The 15895-nt window shown below is 69.9% G+C and carries 16 protein-coding genes; 6 read left to right on the top strand and 10 right to left on the bottom strand.

Annotation, left to right across the window (positions count from 1 at the left end):
- Positions 1-82: 82 nt before the first annotated feature.
- The 4 genes from ACIBX3_RS29605 to ACIBX3_RS29590 are packed head-to-tail and all read left to right on the top strand — an operon-like array spanning position 83 to position 4385.
- Positions 83-1243 carry a histidine kinase gene (locus ACIBX3_RS29605; protein WP_397122596.1) on the top strand — a complete coding sequence of 387 codons (1161 nt, stop codon included), beginning with the start codon at positions 83-85 and terminating at the stop codon, positions 1241-1243.
- Positions 1244-1268: 25 nt separating this feature from the next.
- Positions 1269-1925 carry a response regulator gene (locus tag ACIBX3_RS29600; protein ID WP_397122594.1) on the top strand — a complete coding sequence of 219 codons (657 nt, stop codon included), beginning with the start codon at positions 1269-1271 and terminating at the stop codon, positions 1923-1925.
- Positions 1922-2698 carry a DUF4097 family beta strand repeat-containing protein gene (locus tag ACIBX3_RS29595; RefSeq protein ID WP_397122592.1) on the top strand — a complete coding sequence of 259 codons (777 nt, stop codon included), beginning with the start codon at positions 1922-1924 and terminating at the stop codon, positions 2696-2698. The genes ACIBX3_RS29600 and ACIBX3_RS29595 overlap by 4 nt, the downstream gene beginning before the upstream one ends.
- A gap of 40 nt (positions 2699-2738) precedes the next feature.
- Positions 2739-4385, top strand: coding sequence for an acetolactate synthase (locus tag ACIBX3_RS29590; RefSeq protein ID WP_397122590.1), 1647 nt, complete (start codon positions 2739-2741; stop codon positions 4383-4385).
- A gap of 2 nt (positions 4386-4387) precedes the next feature.
- On the opposite strand, the gene ACIBX3_RS29585 is transcribed toward ACIBX3_RS29590, so the two are convergent.
- Positions 4388-5974 (bottom strand): protein kinase, encoded by a 1587-nt coding sequence (locus ACIBX3_RS29585; RefSeq protein WP_397122588.1) that lies wholly within the window; start codon positions 5972-5974, stop codon positions 4388-4390.
- Between the two features lie 230 nt (positions 5975-6204).
- On the opposite strand from ACIBX3_RS29585, the gene ACIBX3_RS29580 reads away from it, so the two are divergent.
- Positions 6205-6585, top strand: a complete 381-nt coding sequence (locus tag ACIBX3_RS29580) for a thioesterase family protein (RefSeq protein ID WP_397122586.1) — start codon at positions 6205-6207, stop codon at positions 6583-6585.
- On the opposite strand, the gene ACIBX3_RS29575 is transcribed toward ACIBX3_RS29580, so the two are convergent.
- The 7 genes from ACIBX3_RS29575 to ACIBX3_RS29545 all read right to left on the bottom strand — a co-directional run bounded on the left by ACIBX3_RS29575 (position 6575) and on the right by ACIBX3_RS29545 (position 13011).
- Positions 6575-6787 (bottom strand): biotin/lipoyl-binding carrier protein, encoded by a 213-nt coding sequence (locus ACIBX3_RS29575; protein ID WP_397122584.1) that lies wholly within the window; start codon positions 6785-6787, stop codon positions 6575-6577. The genes ACIBX3_RS29580 and ACIBX3_RS29575 overlap by 11 nt on opposite strands.
- Before the next feature lie 32 nt (positions 6788-6819).
- A complete protein-coding gene (locus tag ACIBX3_RS29570; RefSeq protein ID WP_397122582.1) occupies positions 6820-8184 on the bottom strand; it encodes an acetyl/propionyl/methylcrotonyl-CoA carboxylase subunit alpha in 1365 nt (454 codons plus the stop codon).
- Between the two features lie 144 nt (positions 8185-8328).
- Positions 8329-9621: an HD-GYP domain-containing protein gene (locus tag ACIBX3_RS29565; protein ID WP_397122580.1), complete on the bottom strand. Its 1293-nt coding sequence runs from the start codon at positions 9619-9621 to the stop codon at positions 8329-8331.
- On the bottom strand, positions 9618-10967 hold the full coding sequence (locus tag ACIBX3_RS29560; protein WP_397122578.1) for an HD-GYP domain-containing protein: 1350 nt from the start codon (positions 10965-10967) through the stop codon (positions 9618-9620). The genes ACIBX3_RS29565 and ACIBX3_RS29560 overlap by 4 nt, the downstream gene beginning before the upstream one ends.
- 223 nt (positions 10968-11190) lie before the next feature.
- Positions 11191-12132 (bottom strand): NAD-dependent epimerase/dehydratase family protein, encoded by a 942-nt coding sequence (locus tag ACIBX3_RS29555; RefSeq protein WP_397122576.1) that lies wholly within the window; start codon positions 12130-12132, stop codon positions 11191-11193.
- A gap of 10 nt (positions 12133-12142) precedes the next feature.
- Entirely contained in the window at positions 12143-12409 is a 267-nt protein-coding gene (gene rsrA / locus ACIBX3_RS29550) for a mycothiol system anti-sigma-R factor (RefSeq protein WP_397122574.1), read from the bottom strand.
- Complete coding sequence (locus tag ACIBX3_RS29545; RefSeq protein ID WP_043624264.1) at positions 12406-13011, bottom strand: sigma-70 family RNA polymerase sigma factor; 606 nt, start codon at positions 13009-13011, stop codon at positions 12406-12408. The genes rsrA and ACIBX3_RS29545 overlap by 4 nt, the downstream gene beginning before the upstream one ends.
- Before the next feature lie 311 nt (positions 13012-13322).
- Here ACIBX3_RS29545 and ACIBX3_RS29540 point away from each other — a divergent pair, with 311 nt between their 5' ends.
- Positions 13323-14063 (top strand): class I SAM-dependent methyltransferase, encoded by a 741-nt coding sequence (locus ACIBX3_RS29540; protein WP_397122572.1) that lies wholly within the window; start codon positions 13323-13325, stop codon positions 14061-14063.
- Between the two features lie 125 nt (positions 14064-14188).
- On the opposite strand, the gene ACIBX3_RS29535 is transcribed toward ACIBX3_RS29540, so the two are convergent.
- Both ACIBX3_RS29535 and ACIBX3_RS29530 read right to left on the bottom strand, forming a co-directional pair.
- On the bottom strand, positions 14189-14521 hold the full coding sequence (locus ACIBX3_RS29535) for a TraR/DksA family transcriptional regulator (protein ID WP_397122570.1): 333 nt from the start codon (positions 14519-14521) through the stop codon (positions 14189-14191).
- A 157-nt stretch (positions 14522-14678) separates the two neighbouring features.
- Complete coding sequence (locus ACIBX3_RS29530) at positions 14679-15425, bottom strand: SOS response-associated peptidase (protein ID WP_397122568.1); 747 nt, start codon at positions 15423-15425, stop codon at positions 14679-14681.
- Positions 15426-15895 lie beyond the last annotated feature (470 nt).

Here is a 15895-nt window from a genome sequence, read left to right as displayed (position 1 = left end):
TCGGGGGGTGGTGCTAGCCCCACCATCCACCCGCACACCAGACCCATTTCGCGTCCTCCGCCGGGCTCAATACCGTGGGGTCATGAAGGTCCCCCGTCCGTGGTCGGCACGGGCCTGGCTCGACACGGCCCACGTGATGATCGGCTTGCCGGTCGCCGTGGTGCTCGGCGGGCTGACGCTCGTCGTGATCGCGGTGCCGCCGCTGCTGCGGCGCGGGCTGCCGTTGTTCACGCGGGTGCAGCGCTCCAGGTTCGCGGCGTTCCTCGATGTGCGCATCCCGCCTGTGCCGACGCCGAGCGGGTGGCGCAGCCCGGCCACGTGGCGGCAGATCGCCTATCACCTGCTGTCGCCGTTCGTGGGGGGCGCGGCCGCGTTCGTGATAGCGGTGGCGTGGGGCGGAGCGGTCGTGGGGCTGCTGTCGTTCCTGCCGGCGAAACTGGAGGACCCGCCACTGGAGTTCGTGTTCGATCTCAGGGACAACCGGGTGGTGATGGTCTTCGTGGTCATCGGGTTCGTGTCGCTGGTGCTCGCGCCGATCCTGGCGCGCGCGCTGGCGATACTGGACCTGTCGGTGGCGCGTACGCTGCTCGGGCCCAGCCGGGCCGAGCTGGGGCAGCGGATCGAGACGCTGACCGAGAGCCGGGCGGGCGTGATCGACGCGGCCGACGCCGAGCGCCGCAGGATCGAGCGGGACCTGCACGACGGCGCCCAGCAGCGCCTCGTCTCCCTCGCCATGAACCTGGGCCTGGCCAGGGCCACGCTGACCGACCTGCCCGAGTCGGCCAAGGAGGCCATCGCGCAGGCGCACGAGGAGGCCAAGCAGGCGCTGAAGGAGCTGCGCGACTTCGTCCGCGGTCTGCACCCGGCCGTGCTCAACGACCAGGGCCTGGACGCGGCGCTGTCCGGCGTCGCCGCCCGCGCCCCCTTCCCCGTGAAGCTGCACGTCGATATGGAACGGCGTGCCAGTCCGACCATCGAGGCGGTGGCCTTCTTCATCGTGTCCGAAGCACTGACCAACATCGCCAAGCACGCCGCGGCCACCAAGGCCGAGGTGAGCGTGCGGCGCGAGCGCGACCGGCTGCACGTGCTCGTGTACGACGACGGCTGCGGCGGCGCCCGGCTGGACGGCGGCACCGGCCTTCGCGGCCTGGCCCAGCGCATCGACTCCGTCGACGGGGCGCTCCGGCTGTCCAGCCCGCTCGGCGGCCCGACCACGATCGAAGTGGAGCTACCGTGCGAGTGAGCCCGACGATCGAGGTGGAGCTGCCGTGCGAGTAGTGCTCGCTGAGGATTCCGTGCTGCTGCGCGAAGGGCTGATCCGGCTGCTGGACGCCTCCGGCATGGAGGTCGTGGCGGCCGTGGACGAGGCCGAGGGGCTGCTGCGGGCGGCCGAGGAGCACCGGCCGGAGCTGGTCATCACCGACGTCCGGATGCCGCCCACGCACACCGACGAGGGCCTGCGGGCCGCGCTCGTGCTGCGCCGCCAGCAGCCCGGCCTGCCGGTGCTTGTGCTCTCGCAGTACGTCGAGGAGCGCTACGCCGCCCAGCTGCTGGCCTCCGCCGCGAACGGCGGCGTCGGATACCTGCTGAAGGACCGGGTGGCGGACGTGGCCGAGTTCATCGACGCGCTGCGCAGGGTGGCCTCCGGCGGCACCGCCCTCGACCCCGAAGTGGTCGCCCAGCTCATCCTGCGCGGCAACAGCGACCCGCTGGAACGGCTGACGCCCAGGGAGCACGAGGTGCTCAAGCTGATGGCGGAGGGCCGTTCCAACGCCGGCATCGGCCAGGCGCTGGTGCTCAGCGAAGGCGCGGTGGGCAAGCACATCGGCAACATCTTCACCAAGCTCGACCTGTCCCCGGCGGAGGGCGACCACCGGCGGGTCCTCGCCGTGCTGCAGTTCTTGAAGATCAGGAGCCTGCCGTGAGAGCGGCCTGGCTGGCCGCCGGCACCGTGGCGACCGTGATCGCGCTGCTCGTCTCCACGGTGTCGTTGTGGCGCGGGTTCGCCAGGGCCAAGATGCCGATGGAGACCACGGAGCGGTCCATCTCGTTCACGAAGGACAAGGTCGAGATCAAGGCGACCGCCGGTCAGGTGAACCTGATCATCGTGGCGGGCCGGGCGGGCGAGCTGATGATCAGCAGAACGCTGCGCTGGTCCAGGAACCGGCCGGACGTCACCGAGGACTGGGACGCCGGCACCTCGACGCTGCGGCTGGAGGCGGTCTGTCCCGGCGCCGACCAGCCGGACGGCCCACTGTGCCACGCCGACTACATGGTCTCCGTACCGCCGGAGACCGACGTCGTGGCCGGTACCACCAGCGGTGAGCTGGCCGTGCACTACACCTTCGGCGACCTGCGCCTGACGTCGGTCTCCGGCAATGTCCGCATCGGTGACGTCTCCGGAGCCCTCTGGGCCAGGACCGGCACCGGGAACATCGACGCCAACCGGCTCGACGTCGAGAAGGCCGACGTGGAGACCGGCGCGGGCGACGTGGAGCTGTGGTTCGCGAACCCGCCGACGTCCGTTCGGGCAATCGTCAGGACCAGGGGCGACGTCGACGTGAGAGTGCCCGAGGGCGCCTACGACGTGACGGCGGAGGCCACCAACATCACCCTCGACATCAAGAAGGACAGGGAATCGCCACGGAAGATCATCGCCACTGCGAGGAACGGGTCGGTGTCGCTGTGCTGTCGTTGAAGATCTGTTTACCCGTGTGACTGATTGGTAAGTTCCGGGCATGGAGTCTGCGAAGCACGCCGGTGACGCCGCCGTCGCCGTGTCCAAGGCCTATGGCGTCGAGACCATGTTCACCCTCTCCGGAGGACACGTCTTCCCGATCTACGATGGCGCGGTGCACGAGGACATGCGCATCCTCGACGTACGCCACGAGCAGAGCGCGGTGTTCGCCGCCGAGGCGACGGCCAGGCTGACCAGGAGGCCGGGGCTGGCCGTGCTGACCGCCGGTCCCGGCATCACCAACGGCGTCAGCGGCATCGCGACCGCGCACTTCAACGGCTCCCCGGTGGTCGTCATGGGCGGACGGGCGCCCAAGTCGCGCTGGGGCAGCGGCGCGCTGCAGGAGATGGACCACCCGCCGCTGCTCGGCCCGATCACCAAGTTGTCGTTCACCGCCACCGACGCCGAGTCGGTCGGCCAGGAGGTCGAGTCGGCCTTCCGCACGGCCGTCGCGCCCCACCGCGGCCCGGTCTTCCTCGACTTCTACATGGACCACCTGTTCGCCCCCTCGCCGGTGCATGAGGTGCGGACGCAGACGCCTTCCCCCCTGGAGCCCGACCCCGACGACCTGGCCGCCATCGCCGGGCTCCTGGCCGAGGCCGAGCGCCCGGTGCTGGTGTACGGCTCGGACGTGTGGATGGACCGGGCCGAGGAGGCCGCGCGCGACTTCGCCGAGACGTGGCGGCTGCCGGTCATCCCCAACGGCCAGGGCCGCGGCATCCTGCCCTCGGGGCACGAGCTGCTCGTCACGCGCGCCCGCGGGCTCGCCTTCTCCCAGGCCGATCTGGTCATCGTGATCGGCACCCCACTCGACTTCCGCCTGGGCTATGGGTGGTTCGGCGGCAAGGACGGCGCTCCGCTGGCCCGTGTGGTGCACATCGCGGACGCGCCGTCGCAGCTGGCCACGCACATGCAGCCGGTCGCGTCGGCCGCCGGCGACCTTTCGGTGGTGTTCTGGAGCCTCGGCACGGCCTGCGCCGACGCGGGGGTCAAGCCGGACGCCTACGCGTCGTGGGTGTCGAAGCTGTCGGACGCGGCCGCCGCCGCCATCGCGGGCGACGCCGAGCTGCTGGCCTCGGACTCCGACCCGATCCACCCCATGCGGGTCTACGGCGAGCTGGGCAAGGTGCTGGCCGAGGACGCCGTGGTGATCGGCGACGGCGGCGACTTCGTCTCCTACGCGGGCAAATACGTCGAGCCCAAGCAGCCGGGCAACTGGCTCGACCCGGGCCCGTACGGCTGCCTCGGCACCGGCCTCGGCTACTCCATCGCCGCCCGCCTGGCCAGGCCCTCCTCGCAGGTGGTGCTGCTGCTCGGCGACGGCGCGGCCGGCTTCTCGCTGATGGACGTCGACACCCTCGTACGCCACCGGCTGCCGGTCGTCATGATCTGCGGCAACAACGGCATCTGGGGCCTGGAGAAGCACCCCATGCAGCTCCTGTACGGCTACGACGTGGCGGCCGAGCTGCAGCCGCAGTGCCGCTACGACCAGGTCGTGACCGCGCTCGGCGGAGGCGGGGAGCTGGTCACCAAGCCGTCGGAGATCGCCCCGGCGCTGCGCAGGGCGTTCGACTCCGGGATCCCGTACATGGTCAACATCGCGACCGACCCGCAGATCGCCTACCCGCGCAACACGACGGGCGTGTGACCCTACTGCTTGACCGAGCCGGTCGGGCTGGGACTCGGCGACATCTCCGGGCAGACTCCGTCGATGACGATCAGCTTGACCGGCTTGGTGATCTCGAACGGTGTTCCGCCGACCGGCTGGGTCTGCTGGATCTTGCCGCAGCGCAGTCCGTTGGTGGTGACGGTCTGGTTGTCGACGCGCACGTCGAAGCCGGCCGCCTGAACGCGTTCCTGGCCCTCCAGGTACGGCATCCCGGCGACCTTGGGCACGAGCACCTTCTTGACGGTCGACGAAGGCGTCGGCGACGGCGTCTTCGACGGTGTCGCGGTGGGCGTCTTCGACGGGGTGGGGGTCGGGGTCTCGGCTTTCTCGGTCTGCGTCACCCTCGGCTTGGTGATGGTCGGCTTGGGGTCCGGCGTCGGGGCCTTCGTGGGGGGCTTGGTCCTCTTGGACGGCTTGGTCGACGGCTTGGGCGAACTGTCCGAATCGTCGGCGAGGCTGGGAGTCGCGGTCACCGTCGGCTCGACATTGGGAAAGCCGGTCAGCGCGACGGCGGTGGCGCCCGCGCCCAGCACCACCACGGCCGCGATGCCCGCGATCAGCCCGGTCCTGCGCGGGGCCTTCGCGGCGCGGCGCCCGCGCCGCTCGGCGATCGTCGTGTCGTCGCGGCGGGACATGCGGACGCCGGTCTGGTACGGTCCGCCGTCGAACTGGCCTGTCTGCTGCACCGGGTAGTCCGGCGGCGGCGCCATCGTCGCCCCGGTGACCACGGGCTCGGGAGGGGGCGCCGGCGTCTGGCCGGTGGCGATCGCGCGCGCGGCATCGCTCATGGCCTTGGCCGTCGGGAACCGCCTGGCCGGGTCCTTCGACAGGGCGATCTCGACCAGCTGGCGCACGGCGTACGGGATGTCGGGCGGCAGCGGCGGCGGGGCCTCGCGGATGTGCTTGAGCGCGATCGTGACCGCGCTGTCGCCGTCGAACGGCCGCTGCCCCACCAGGCACTCGTACGCGACCACGCCGAGCGCGTAGATGTCGACGGCGGGCGTGACGGGAGCGCCCTCGGCCTGCTCAGGCGCGCAGTAGGCGGCCGTGCCCAGCACCATGCCGACGTCGGTGAGCCGGTTGGCCAGGTCGGAGCGGGCGATGCCGAAGTCGGTGAGCACCAGCGTGCCGTCACGCTGCACGAGCAGGTTGCCCGGCTTGACGTCGCGGTGCACGATGCCCTGGTCGTGCACGGCCTGCAGCGCCGACGCGGCCTGCGCGATCAGCTCCATGGCCGCCTGCGGCGGGATCCTGCCCAGCCGGGCCAGCAGCCGGTCGAGCGGCTCGCCGTCGACGAACTTCATCACCAGGTAGACGGTGTCGCCGCTGACGCCGTAGTCGTAGACGTCGACGACGCCGGAGTGATTGATCGTGGCCATCGCCCGCGCTTCCCCCTGAAAGCGGGCGACGAACCCCGGGTCCTCCATGCGGCCGGGAAGCAACACTTTGACGGCGACGGTGCGAGCGAGCACGATGTCCTCGCCTCGCCACACCTCGCCCATGCCACCGGCGCCGATGCGGGTATCGAGCCGATACCGCCCCGCCAGTGTCGTCCCTTGGGCCACCATGATCCCCCCGCTACCCCCTACCTCTGTAACCTCTCGACCCCGCGGTCCCAACAAAGCGAACCTTTGTCGCGGTGAGGTAACACAGTGGTCACGGAACTCAGAGAGTGTACGACTCACCTGTCCCACATGCCACTCAAACGTCTCAAGTCGTACAAACCCTATCCTGCGACCTCATGACGGTACTTGTCCGCGTTTCCGGGAAGTCGACGCGTCATGAGTAGTGTGATCCCATGACGCTCGTTCCAGGGCTTCGCGCCCAGTCGCTCATCATGGTCGAGATGGAGGACACCGCGAAGAGGCTGGGCAGCGGCGACGTGCCCGTACTGGCCACGCCCCGGCTGCTCGCGCTGGCCGAGGCGGCGACCGTACGCGCCGTCGAGGAGCACCTCGCGCCCGGTCAGACCTCCGTCGGCACCCGGGTCGAGCTCGAGCACCTGGCGGCCAGCCCGCTGGGCACGCATGTCCAGATCGGCGTCGAGCTCGTCGAGGTGGACGGCCGCCGGCTGGCCTTCGCCTTCGAGGCCCACGACAAGCGCACCGTCGTGGGCCGGGGCACGATCGAACGCGTGGTGGTCGATCGCGCGAAGTTCATGGCCCGCGCTACTCGATGACGGCGATCAGGTCGCCTTCCTGGATGACGTCGCCCTCGGAAACCTTCAGCTGGGCCACCACGCCGTCTTCCTCGGCCAGCACCGGGATCTCCATCTTCATGGACTCGAGGATGACCAGCGTGTCCCCTTCCGAGACGGTGTCGCCCTCGCTGACGAGGACCTTCCACACGTTGGCCACCATCTCAGCGCGTACCTCAGCCACCGGGGCTCCCCTCTTTCATCATGAAATTAACCTTAAGCCCGCATCCGTGAGACCAGGCCCGTGTCGTAATCGCCGGTGACGAACTCGGCGTTATCCAGCAGTTCAGCACAGAACGCCAGATTGTTCTTGGGCCCCTCGACGACGAACGCCTCGACCGCCTTGCGGCCCTTCTCCAGCGCGTCGGTGCGGTTTTCCCCGTGAACGCAGAGCTTGGCCATCAGCGGGTCGTAGAACGGGGTGACCATGGTGCCCGCCTCGTAGCCCGAGTCCACGCGTACGCCGTCGCCGACCGGCTCCTCCCATGCCGTGATCATGCCAGGTCCGGGGAAGAACCGCTTGGGGTCCTCCGCGTACACGCGGAACTCGATCGCGTGCCCGCCGGGCTCGACCCGCACGTCGGGGCTCTCACCCGCGGCGACGCGCAGCTGCAGCTCGACCAGGTCGAGGCCGGTGACCAGCTCGGTGACCGGGTGCTCCACCTGCAGCCGGGTGTTCATCTCCAGGAACACGAAGTCCTGCTTGTCGGCGTCGACCAGGCACTCGACGGTGCCCGCGCCGAGGTAACCGACCGTCTCGCCGGCCCGCACGGCCGCGGCCAGCATGCGCTCGCGCAGCTCGGGGGTGATGCCGGGGGACGGTGACTCCTCCACGACCTTCTGGTGGCGGCGCTGCACCGAGCAGTCGCGCTCGCCCAGCGCCACGACGCGGCCGTCGGGCAGACCGAGGATCTGCACCTCGACATGGCGTGCCCGCTCGATGTAGCGCTCCAGCAGCACGGCCGGACCGTCCAGCGCGTCGGAGCTCACGCCCGCGAACCTGGACGCCGCCCGCGCCGCCTGCTCGTACGCCTTGGCCAGGGCCTCGTCGTCGTGGGCCACGCTCATGCCGATGCCACCGCCGCCGCCGGCGGTCTTGGCCATGACCGGGTAGCCGATGGCCTCGGCCGCCCGCAACGCCTGGGACAGGTCGGTGACCGGCTCGCGGGTGCCCGCGGCTACCGGCACGCCCGCGGCCTCCATCAGGTTCCTGGCGTTGATCTTGTCGCCCATGCGCTCGATGGACTCCGGCGTGGGGCCGATCCACACCATCCCGGCGTCGATCACGGCCCTGGCGAACGCGGCGTTCTCGGAGAGGAACCCGTAGCCCGGGTGGATCGCCCGCGCTCCCGTCGCGCGGGCCGCCTCCAGCACCTTCCCGGTGTCCAGGTAGCTCTGCGCGGGGTTGGCCGGGCCGATCAGCACAGCCTCGTCGGCCTCGCGGACGAAGGGCAGGCCGGCGTCGGCCTCCGAGTGCACGGCGACGGCGCGCAGGCCCATCCGCTTGACCGTGCGGATGATCCGCCGCGCGATCTCCCCTCGGTTGGCGATCAGAACGGGTCCGAGCGTCTCAGTAAACACGCCGACCACCCTATGGCCGCCGACGGCTTGCCCCCTTTCCCCCGAAACCACCGATCCGGCGAGCACGATCTGTAGGAACCCCACAATGGTGAGCCGCCCGAAACGGGACACGCAGGCGCCGGACTGCGGGAACGCTACAACAGCTTAGACACGGCCCCGGTCGATCACGCGCGCCAGCGCCTCCAGTGCGTGCGGATCATACGCGCCGCCGGGCGCGAGGCGGATGCGCTCCAGCGCCGCGCCCGCGCGGTCGCGGTCCGTCGAGGGGCCCACCAGGTCGTCGTAGGCGTTGGCGACCTTGATGATGCGGCTCGACAGCGGCGGGTCGTCGGCGATCGGGTCGCACTGGCGCCTGACCACCTCGGCCACCCGGTCGAGCACGCCCGTCTGCCTGATCACCTCGGCGCCCAGTTCGGCGATGCGGCGGGCCTGCTCGGGCTCGGTGAGCACGGTCGCGCCGCCGGGGATGGGGTCACGCAGCGAGAGCTGGCCGATGTCGTGCATCAGCGCGGCGTACTCCAGCTCCAGCAGCTCGGGCTCGGCCATGCCCAGCTCCCTGCCGATCGCCACCGCCAGGCGGCTCACCCTGCGCGAGTGTCCCGGCTCGACGTAGCCGCCGACCTCCGTGACCCGCGACAGCGCGCGCACGGTCTGCAGGTAGGTGGCGCGGATCCCGGCGTACTTGCGGAAGGCGACCTGCGTGACCAGCAGCGGGGCCGCGAACACCAGCAGCGCCACCAGGTCCATGCTGTGCGTGGCCAGCGCGAGCAGCACCCCGGACGAGGCCACGGCGGCGCCGAGCGGGAAGGCCATGTTGATCTCGTCGCGCACGGCCACCCGGAACGCGGTGCGCACCTGTTCGGCCCTGAGCCAGGCGGCGATCAGCACGTCGATGAGCAGGCTGACGGCGATGAGCGTGACCATCACGGCGAGCGCCGGCCACCAGGTGCTGGTGGGATCCTTGGTCAGCTCGTAGAGCGGGTCGGCCAGCGGGCGGAAGGCGAAGGCCAGCAGCGCGCCGGTGAGCAGGCGGCGGGCCATCGCGTCCAGCCGCGGCGGACGACCCACCGCCAGATGCGGGAGCGCCCCGGCCAGCATGCCGACCGCGATCACCGCCACGACCTGCAGCGCGGAGTGGCGCAGCGGGTTCTGGCTGAGGTCGAGCAGCAGCGTGTAGCCGAGCGCGGCGGCGGCGCCGATCGGCGCGACCTCTCGGTTGCCCGGCATGGTGAGCCTGGCCAGCTCGCCCACCGCGATCAGCGCGCCGAACCCGACGGCGATCTCCGGCCGGTCGAGCCCCACCGTGGCCGTGTGCGCGACGCCCGCGACCGCGACCAGCCCGGCCGCGCAGATGAGCAGCAGCTGGCCGGAGTCGAGCCTGCGCAGGACCGTGTTCATCGACGTTTCCGCGCGCCTGGCGCGCTCTGTGGTGGTCATTGTCCGGTCACGACCTGGATCGGCATGGTGGGGTCGTCGTGGTCCTTGATCGGGGCCTCGGCGGCGTCGGGCGGCGGGTCGACGCGGCGCGGCGGCTGCCACGGCTCGCGTTCGAGCGCGCGGATGAAGGCCGTGACCATGACCGGGTCGAAGTGGGTGCCTGCGCTCTTGCGCAGCTCCTCGATGGCCTCGGGCACGGGCCTGGCGCCGCGGTAGGAGCGGTCGGAGGTCATCGAGTCGAACGCGTCGGCCACCGCGATGACCTTGGCGAACTCGGGGATCTCGTCGCCGGCCAGCCCCATCGGGTAACCGGTGCCGTCGTGTTTCTCGTGGTGGTGCATGATCCCGGCGTACGCCTCGTCGAGGAAGCCGATGCCGCGCACGATCTCCAGCCCGCGCATCGGATGCAGCTGGATCGCGGCGAACTCCTCCTCGGTGAGCGGCCCGTCCTTCTGCAGCACCTTGGTGGGCACGCCGAGCTTGCCGACGTCGTGCAGCATGCCCGCGTAGCGGATGGCCCGCACGCGTTCCAGCCCCATGCCGATCTCCTGGGCGATCATGGAGGAGGCGTGCGAGACGCGCGTGCAGTGGCCCCTGGTGTAGTAGTCCTTGGTCTCGACGGCCTGGCAGAGTGCGGCGATGGTGGCGTCGTACGAGCGCTGCTGCGCGTGGTATTGACCGAACGCCCACCGCGCCACGAACAGCGGCAGCAGCACCAGCACCGCCGAGATCGACTGCACGGTCGCCCAGAGCCCTGCCACGAGCAGCCCGAACGTGCCGTAGCCGAGATAGGACAGCAGGAACTGGGCCATGCCGCGCATCGGCACCTCGGCCCGCACCCGGGTGGCCAGCCCGATCATGGTGAGCGTGAGGGCGATGTTGAGGGGCACGAAGACGGCGGTGGCGGCGGCGTAGGGGCCGATGAGGTCGTCGAACGCGTCGACCTTGGGGAGGCCGACCTTGCCGTCGAGCGTGTAGTAGACGTGCCCGGCGGCGTAGCCGCAGATGGCGAACTGCGCGCCGTTGAACAGTCGTTTGATCAGCGGCAGCCCGGGCCGGACGCTCAGGATGGCGGTGAGGCCCACCAGCGCCGCGCCGTCCGGGCCGATCAGCACCACGGCGGCCAGCGAGGCGGAGAAGCTGACCGACACCGCGAACTGGTCCACGTTGAGCAGCGTCGGCATCGACTCGCACACCAGGAAGAGCAGGGCGAGCACGAGCAGGACGTCGAGATCCTCCGCGGCCACCGGGGCGTCGGAGGTGATCACGCTGCGTACGATGAGAGCGGCCGCCGCCCCGATCACGACGACCAAATAGACCCTCGCGGCCCATGGCAGGTCACGCATTGCGGCCCCCTACGGTGTCGTCAGGTCCAGGACACCCCGGGAGGCAACGCTCCGCCGATCACCGCGATCACCGGGGCGATCAGCACGATGGCCATGAGCAGCCGGGCTACCGCAACCTTCAACATCCAGATGCCTCCACGTCGACTTCTGGGGTTCACGCTACAGAAGACGAGGTGGCCACACGGGCAGAGTCGGAAATCGCAAGCAAAGCGTAATCAAGCCACTACGCCTGGCGACGTCCCCTGGCCCATTCGACGGTGTTCTTGATCCCGGTGCCGAGGTCGGTGCGCGGCTCCCAGCCGAGTTCGTCGTGGGCCGGCACCGGGTCGACCGCCATCGCCGGCAGGTCGCCCAGCCGCGGCGGCGCGAACCCCGGCTTGTCGGCGGCGCCCGCCGCGTCGGCGATCAGCGAGTGCAGGCGCCGGTCGGTGGTCTGGATGCCGGTGCCCAGGTTGAATCTGCGGCCGTCGCCGTCCTTGCCGCACGCGCGGACGAAGCCGTCGACCACGTCCTCGACGTAGACGTAGTCGCGGGTCTGGGTGCCGTCGCCGTAGACGACCGTGGGCGTGCCGCCGAGCAGGGCGTCGGTGAAGATCGATACGACCCCGGCCTCGCCTTCGGGCGACTGGCGCGGGCCGTAGACGTTGGAGAGCACCAGCGTGGTGTATTCGAGGCCGTACAGGGCGCGGAACGTGGCGAGGTAGATCTCGCCGCTCAGCTTCGAGGCGGCGTACGGCGAGCGCGGGTCGGTCGGCGCGTCGCCGGGCACCGGGATCGTGCTCGGCCGGCCGTAGACGGCCACGGACGAGGCGAACACCACCTTGCGCGTGCGCCCTTCGCGGGCCGCGGTCAGCACGCCGGCCGTGCCCTGGACGTTGACGGCGGCGTCGTGGACGGGGTCGGCGACGCTCTTGCGCACGCTGATCTGCGCGGCCAGGTGGCAGATGACCTCGGGCTGCAGCTCGGCCGCGAGATCCGCCAGGGCGGGGTCGCGGACGTCGAGCTCGTGCAGCCGGAACCGCTCGTCGGCCTCCGCTCCGGCCAGGTTGTCCCTGCTCCCGGACGACAGGTCGTCCACCGCGACGACCTCGTGACCGTCGGCGAGCAGGCGATCGACGAGATTCGAGCCGATGAACCCGGCGCCTCCGGTGACCAAAACACGCATGCGGTGCATCCTAGTCAGCCAGCTCTGACCTCACCTGTGCGATCCGCGCCAGCACCTTGGAGCGCAGATCGCCCGGGATCGGGTCGCAGCCGCAGTGCTTGGCCACGAGCGCCTTGATCGCCTTGTCCAGGTCGTATTCCTTCAGGCACGGGTCGCACTCGTCCAGGTGCACGCGGATGTCCACGCAGTCACCCTCGGCCAGCTCGCCGTCGAGGTAGGCGTAGACCTTGTCGAGCACCTCGCGACAGTCGGTCTCGTGCGGCTTGCCACAGCTCATTTCGATCCCTCCGCCGGGACCAGGCCACGCTCGCGGGCATAGTCCTCAAGGAGGCCCCGCAGCTGCCTGCGTCCCCTGTGCAGCCTCGACATCACGGTGCCGATCGGCGTGCCCATGATGTCGGCGATCTCCTTATAGGGGAAGCCTTCGACATCGGCCAGATAGACCGCGATCCTGAACTCCTCCGGCAGCGCCGCCAGCGCCTGCTTGATGTCGCCGTCGGGCAGGTGCTCCAGCGCCTCGACCTCGGCCGACTTCAGCCCGCTCGAGGTGTGGGACTCCGCCCGGGCGAGCTGCCAGTCCTCGATCTCCTCGGTGCCGGATTGCTTGGGCTCGCGCTGCTTCTTGCGGTAGCTGTTGATGAACGTGTTCGTCAGGATCCGGTAGAGCCACGCCTTGAGGTTTGTGCCCTGCTGGAACTGGTGGAACGAGGCGAACGCCTTGGCGAAGGTCTCCTGCAGGAGGTCCTCCGCGTCCGCGGGATTTCGGGTCATCCGGAGCGCGGCGGAATAGAGCTGTTCGAGATACGGCATGACGTCGCGTTCGAACCGCTCACTTCGCTGCTCCAGCGTCTCCGCGCCTGTCGCGGGCACCGGACCCACCCCCCTAAGATCACCGGTGACCGGCTGTGGCGGGACACCGTACTCAGGGGAGGATACCCGTTGGACCGAAGCCTGTCGGGCATCGGGGAGGGGATCTGCAAACGGGGCGAAGGAGCTCGGGGGGAGAGCGCGAGAGTAATAATGCCAACGAGCCCCGAAGCGATCGCGACCATCAACAAGAGCGAGCATGCTCGTCGCAACACCCCCGTGTCCCCGTCTGTTCCCGCAAGATAGAAGGTACGAACGACCCGGTGCGGGGAACGTCATACGTACCGGCTGGTAGCCCTTTTTCCGGAACCCAGGAGTCGCGTGTGCTGCCCATTCCGGCCGAGGAACTGAACGGCTCAGGGACGCTCGGGCCGTACTGGACGTTCTACCGCGCCGTCGCCGCCGAACAACTGAACCGATGGCTTCCCGCCGAGCCCTCCGTGATCCTCGATCTCTCGGGCGGTCGCGGGCGCTGGTCCGGCCAGGCGGCCAGGGCCGGCCACCGGGTCGTCGAGGTGCTGGACTTCCGCCGCACCGTCGACGCGCAGTCCCGATTGCGGGACGCCGACCGGGTCCGCCACATACGCGCCGACGATCTGGCGTTCCTTCCCGACGCGAGCGTTGACGCGGTGCTCGCCGAGGAGCGCGTGATGTCGATCGAGCTCATGGCGGAGTCGGCCATGAGCGACGTGGCCAGGGTGCTGCGGCCCGGCGGCCGGGCGCTGGTGTGCGTCGACTCGCTGGTGCTGGGCATGGCGATCCTGGCCGAGCAGGAGCACTGGCAGCACCTGCGGCAGACCGGCGAGGTCATGCTCGTGCCCTGGCCGGACGGCAGCATCACGCGCTGCTTCAGCAGCGGGCAGCTGCGCGAGCTGCTGATCGGCGCCGGCCTCGAGGTGGAGTGGATGCGGCCGCGCACGGTGCTGTCGCCTTCCACGGTGGACCACGTGCTCGGCTCCGACGCGCGCTCCCTGAACTGGCTCGTGCGCACCGAGCTCGAGGCCCACCCGGACGACGACGACACGGTCGGCATCCACCTGGTGGCCAGCGCCCGCAAGCGCTGAACTCACCCGACGGCCCGGCGCTCGCAGGCGCTGAACCCCGCCTGAGACCCGGCGCCCCCGCCGAAAGCCGGCCCGCCGTTCTTCGTGTCCGGCGGCGCGCTCCCGGTGACGTGGGAACGCGGCCTCTAGCGGCGGCGCTCCTGCTTGCCCTGGCACTGCACACAGCGCGCCGCCTCGGGCCGTGCCTCCAGCCGGCCTTCCGGCACCGGCTTGTCGCAGTCGACGCACCTGCCGTACACGCCTTCCTCCAGGCGCTTGAGCGCCTCGATCACCGCGCGCCGCTGTGCGGTGGCCACGGTCAGCATGGCCTGGGCGCGGTCCGCGTCGGTCAGGTCCGAGCCTGCGTCCGCCGCAGAGTGCTCGCGCACCGCGACGGGATCGCCCTGCAGGACGCCGATCGAGCGATCCAATTCGGCGAGCATGTCTTCCAGCCGCTCACGAGCGGTCGTGACGTCCACGAATCCGCACCTCCGGGTAAACGAGGGCAACCCGCGGCGAGAACTCCCCGGATGTCCCGCCCGGCGCAATTAAAGGGGGCATTTATGGCGGTGACACCGAGTAAACGGATGCATCGCTTTCCTCACCGGATGCCCACTTACCGCGCTTCTTACACCTTTAGAAAAGCGCCGTTTCCTCCTCTTCAGGAAGCGGTTTGATGAGGTCGGGCCCGTTGTTTCTGACGTTGTTGACGTCCGTCGAGACCGCGTACGCCGTCAGCCGTCCCTGATCAGCCGGAACCAGCAGCCCCGACGCCTGCTGGACGTCGGTGAGCTTGGGGTCGAGCCACTCCTCCCAGCGCTCCCGCTCGATCATCATGGGCATCCTGTCATGAATGCGGCCCAAGTGGTCCTCGGCGTCGGTGGTGATGACGGTGCAGGTGACCAGCCATTTGAGCGGGTCGTCGTCATCGCGTGTCGGGTCTTTCCAGAACTCGTACAGGCCGGCCATGGCGAGCACCCCGCCATCGGCCGGATGGATGAAGTACGGCTGTTTCTTCTTCTTTTCGCCTTCGACCGGCATCCATTCGAAGTAGCCGTCGGCGGGAAGCAGGCACCTGCGCTTGGCGAACGCCCGGCGGAACGACGGCTTCTCGGTCACCGTCTCGACCCTGGCGTTGATCAGCCGCGACCCGATCGAGGGATCCTTGGCCCAAGGGGGCACCAGGCCCCACTTCACCACCCTGAGCTGCCGCACCGCCCGATCGGCCGCCTCGGGCACCCGGCTCATGACGGCGTAGACGTTCTTGGTGGGCGCGACGTTGAAGTCGGCGTTGAGCTCCTTCTCGGGCTCCGCGTCGAGCTCGACCTGGAATTCCTCCAGCAGCTCGTGCTTCTTGCGCGCAGAGGCGTATCTACCGCACATGACCCCACACTGCCACGTACGGCTTTCGATCGCATGTTTGTCTCTCCTAATGAGTTCTGGGAGTAAGCCATCCGGCAGACTCCGTGGTGGATAGTGGCCGCCGGTAGGTGAGCACTCTGCTCTCCTGGACGTTGAGTCCTGACGAAAGAGCGTGCCCCTGCCGGTTGGTCGGGAGAGTTGATCGCTGATGGGATGTCGTGCCCGCCCGTATGCGGCGTGAGCACTGCTTCATTAGGTCGCTGATGGTTCTCCTGCGGGCCGCTGACCAGCAAAGACAAACGCAGGAGGACGGGTGCGACTGTTCGTGGGAGACGACTGGGCCGAAGACCACCACGATGTGGAGCTGATGGACGCCACTGGCAAGCGGCTGGCCAGGGCTCGGCTGCCGGAGGGGGTGGCGGGCATGGCCCGGCTTCACGCGATGCTTGCTGAGCACCTCGGCGCCGCGGTCGAGGACGAGCAGGCCGCGG

The organism is Nonomuraea sp. NPDC049480 (assembly GCF_044465905.1).
Classification (GTDB): Bacteria; Actinomycetota; Actinomycetes; order Streptosporangiales; family Streptosporangiaceae; genus Nonomuraea.
This window is presented reverse-complemented; position numbering and strand designations above follow the sequence as displayed.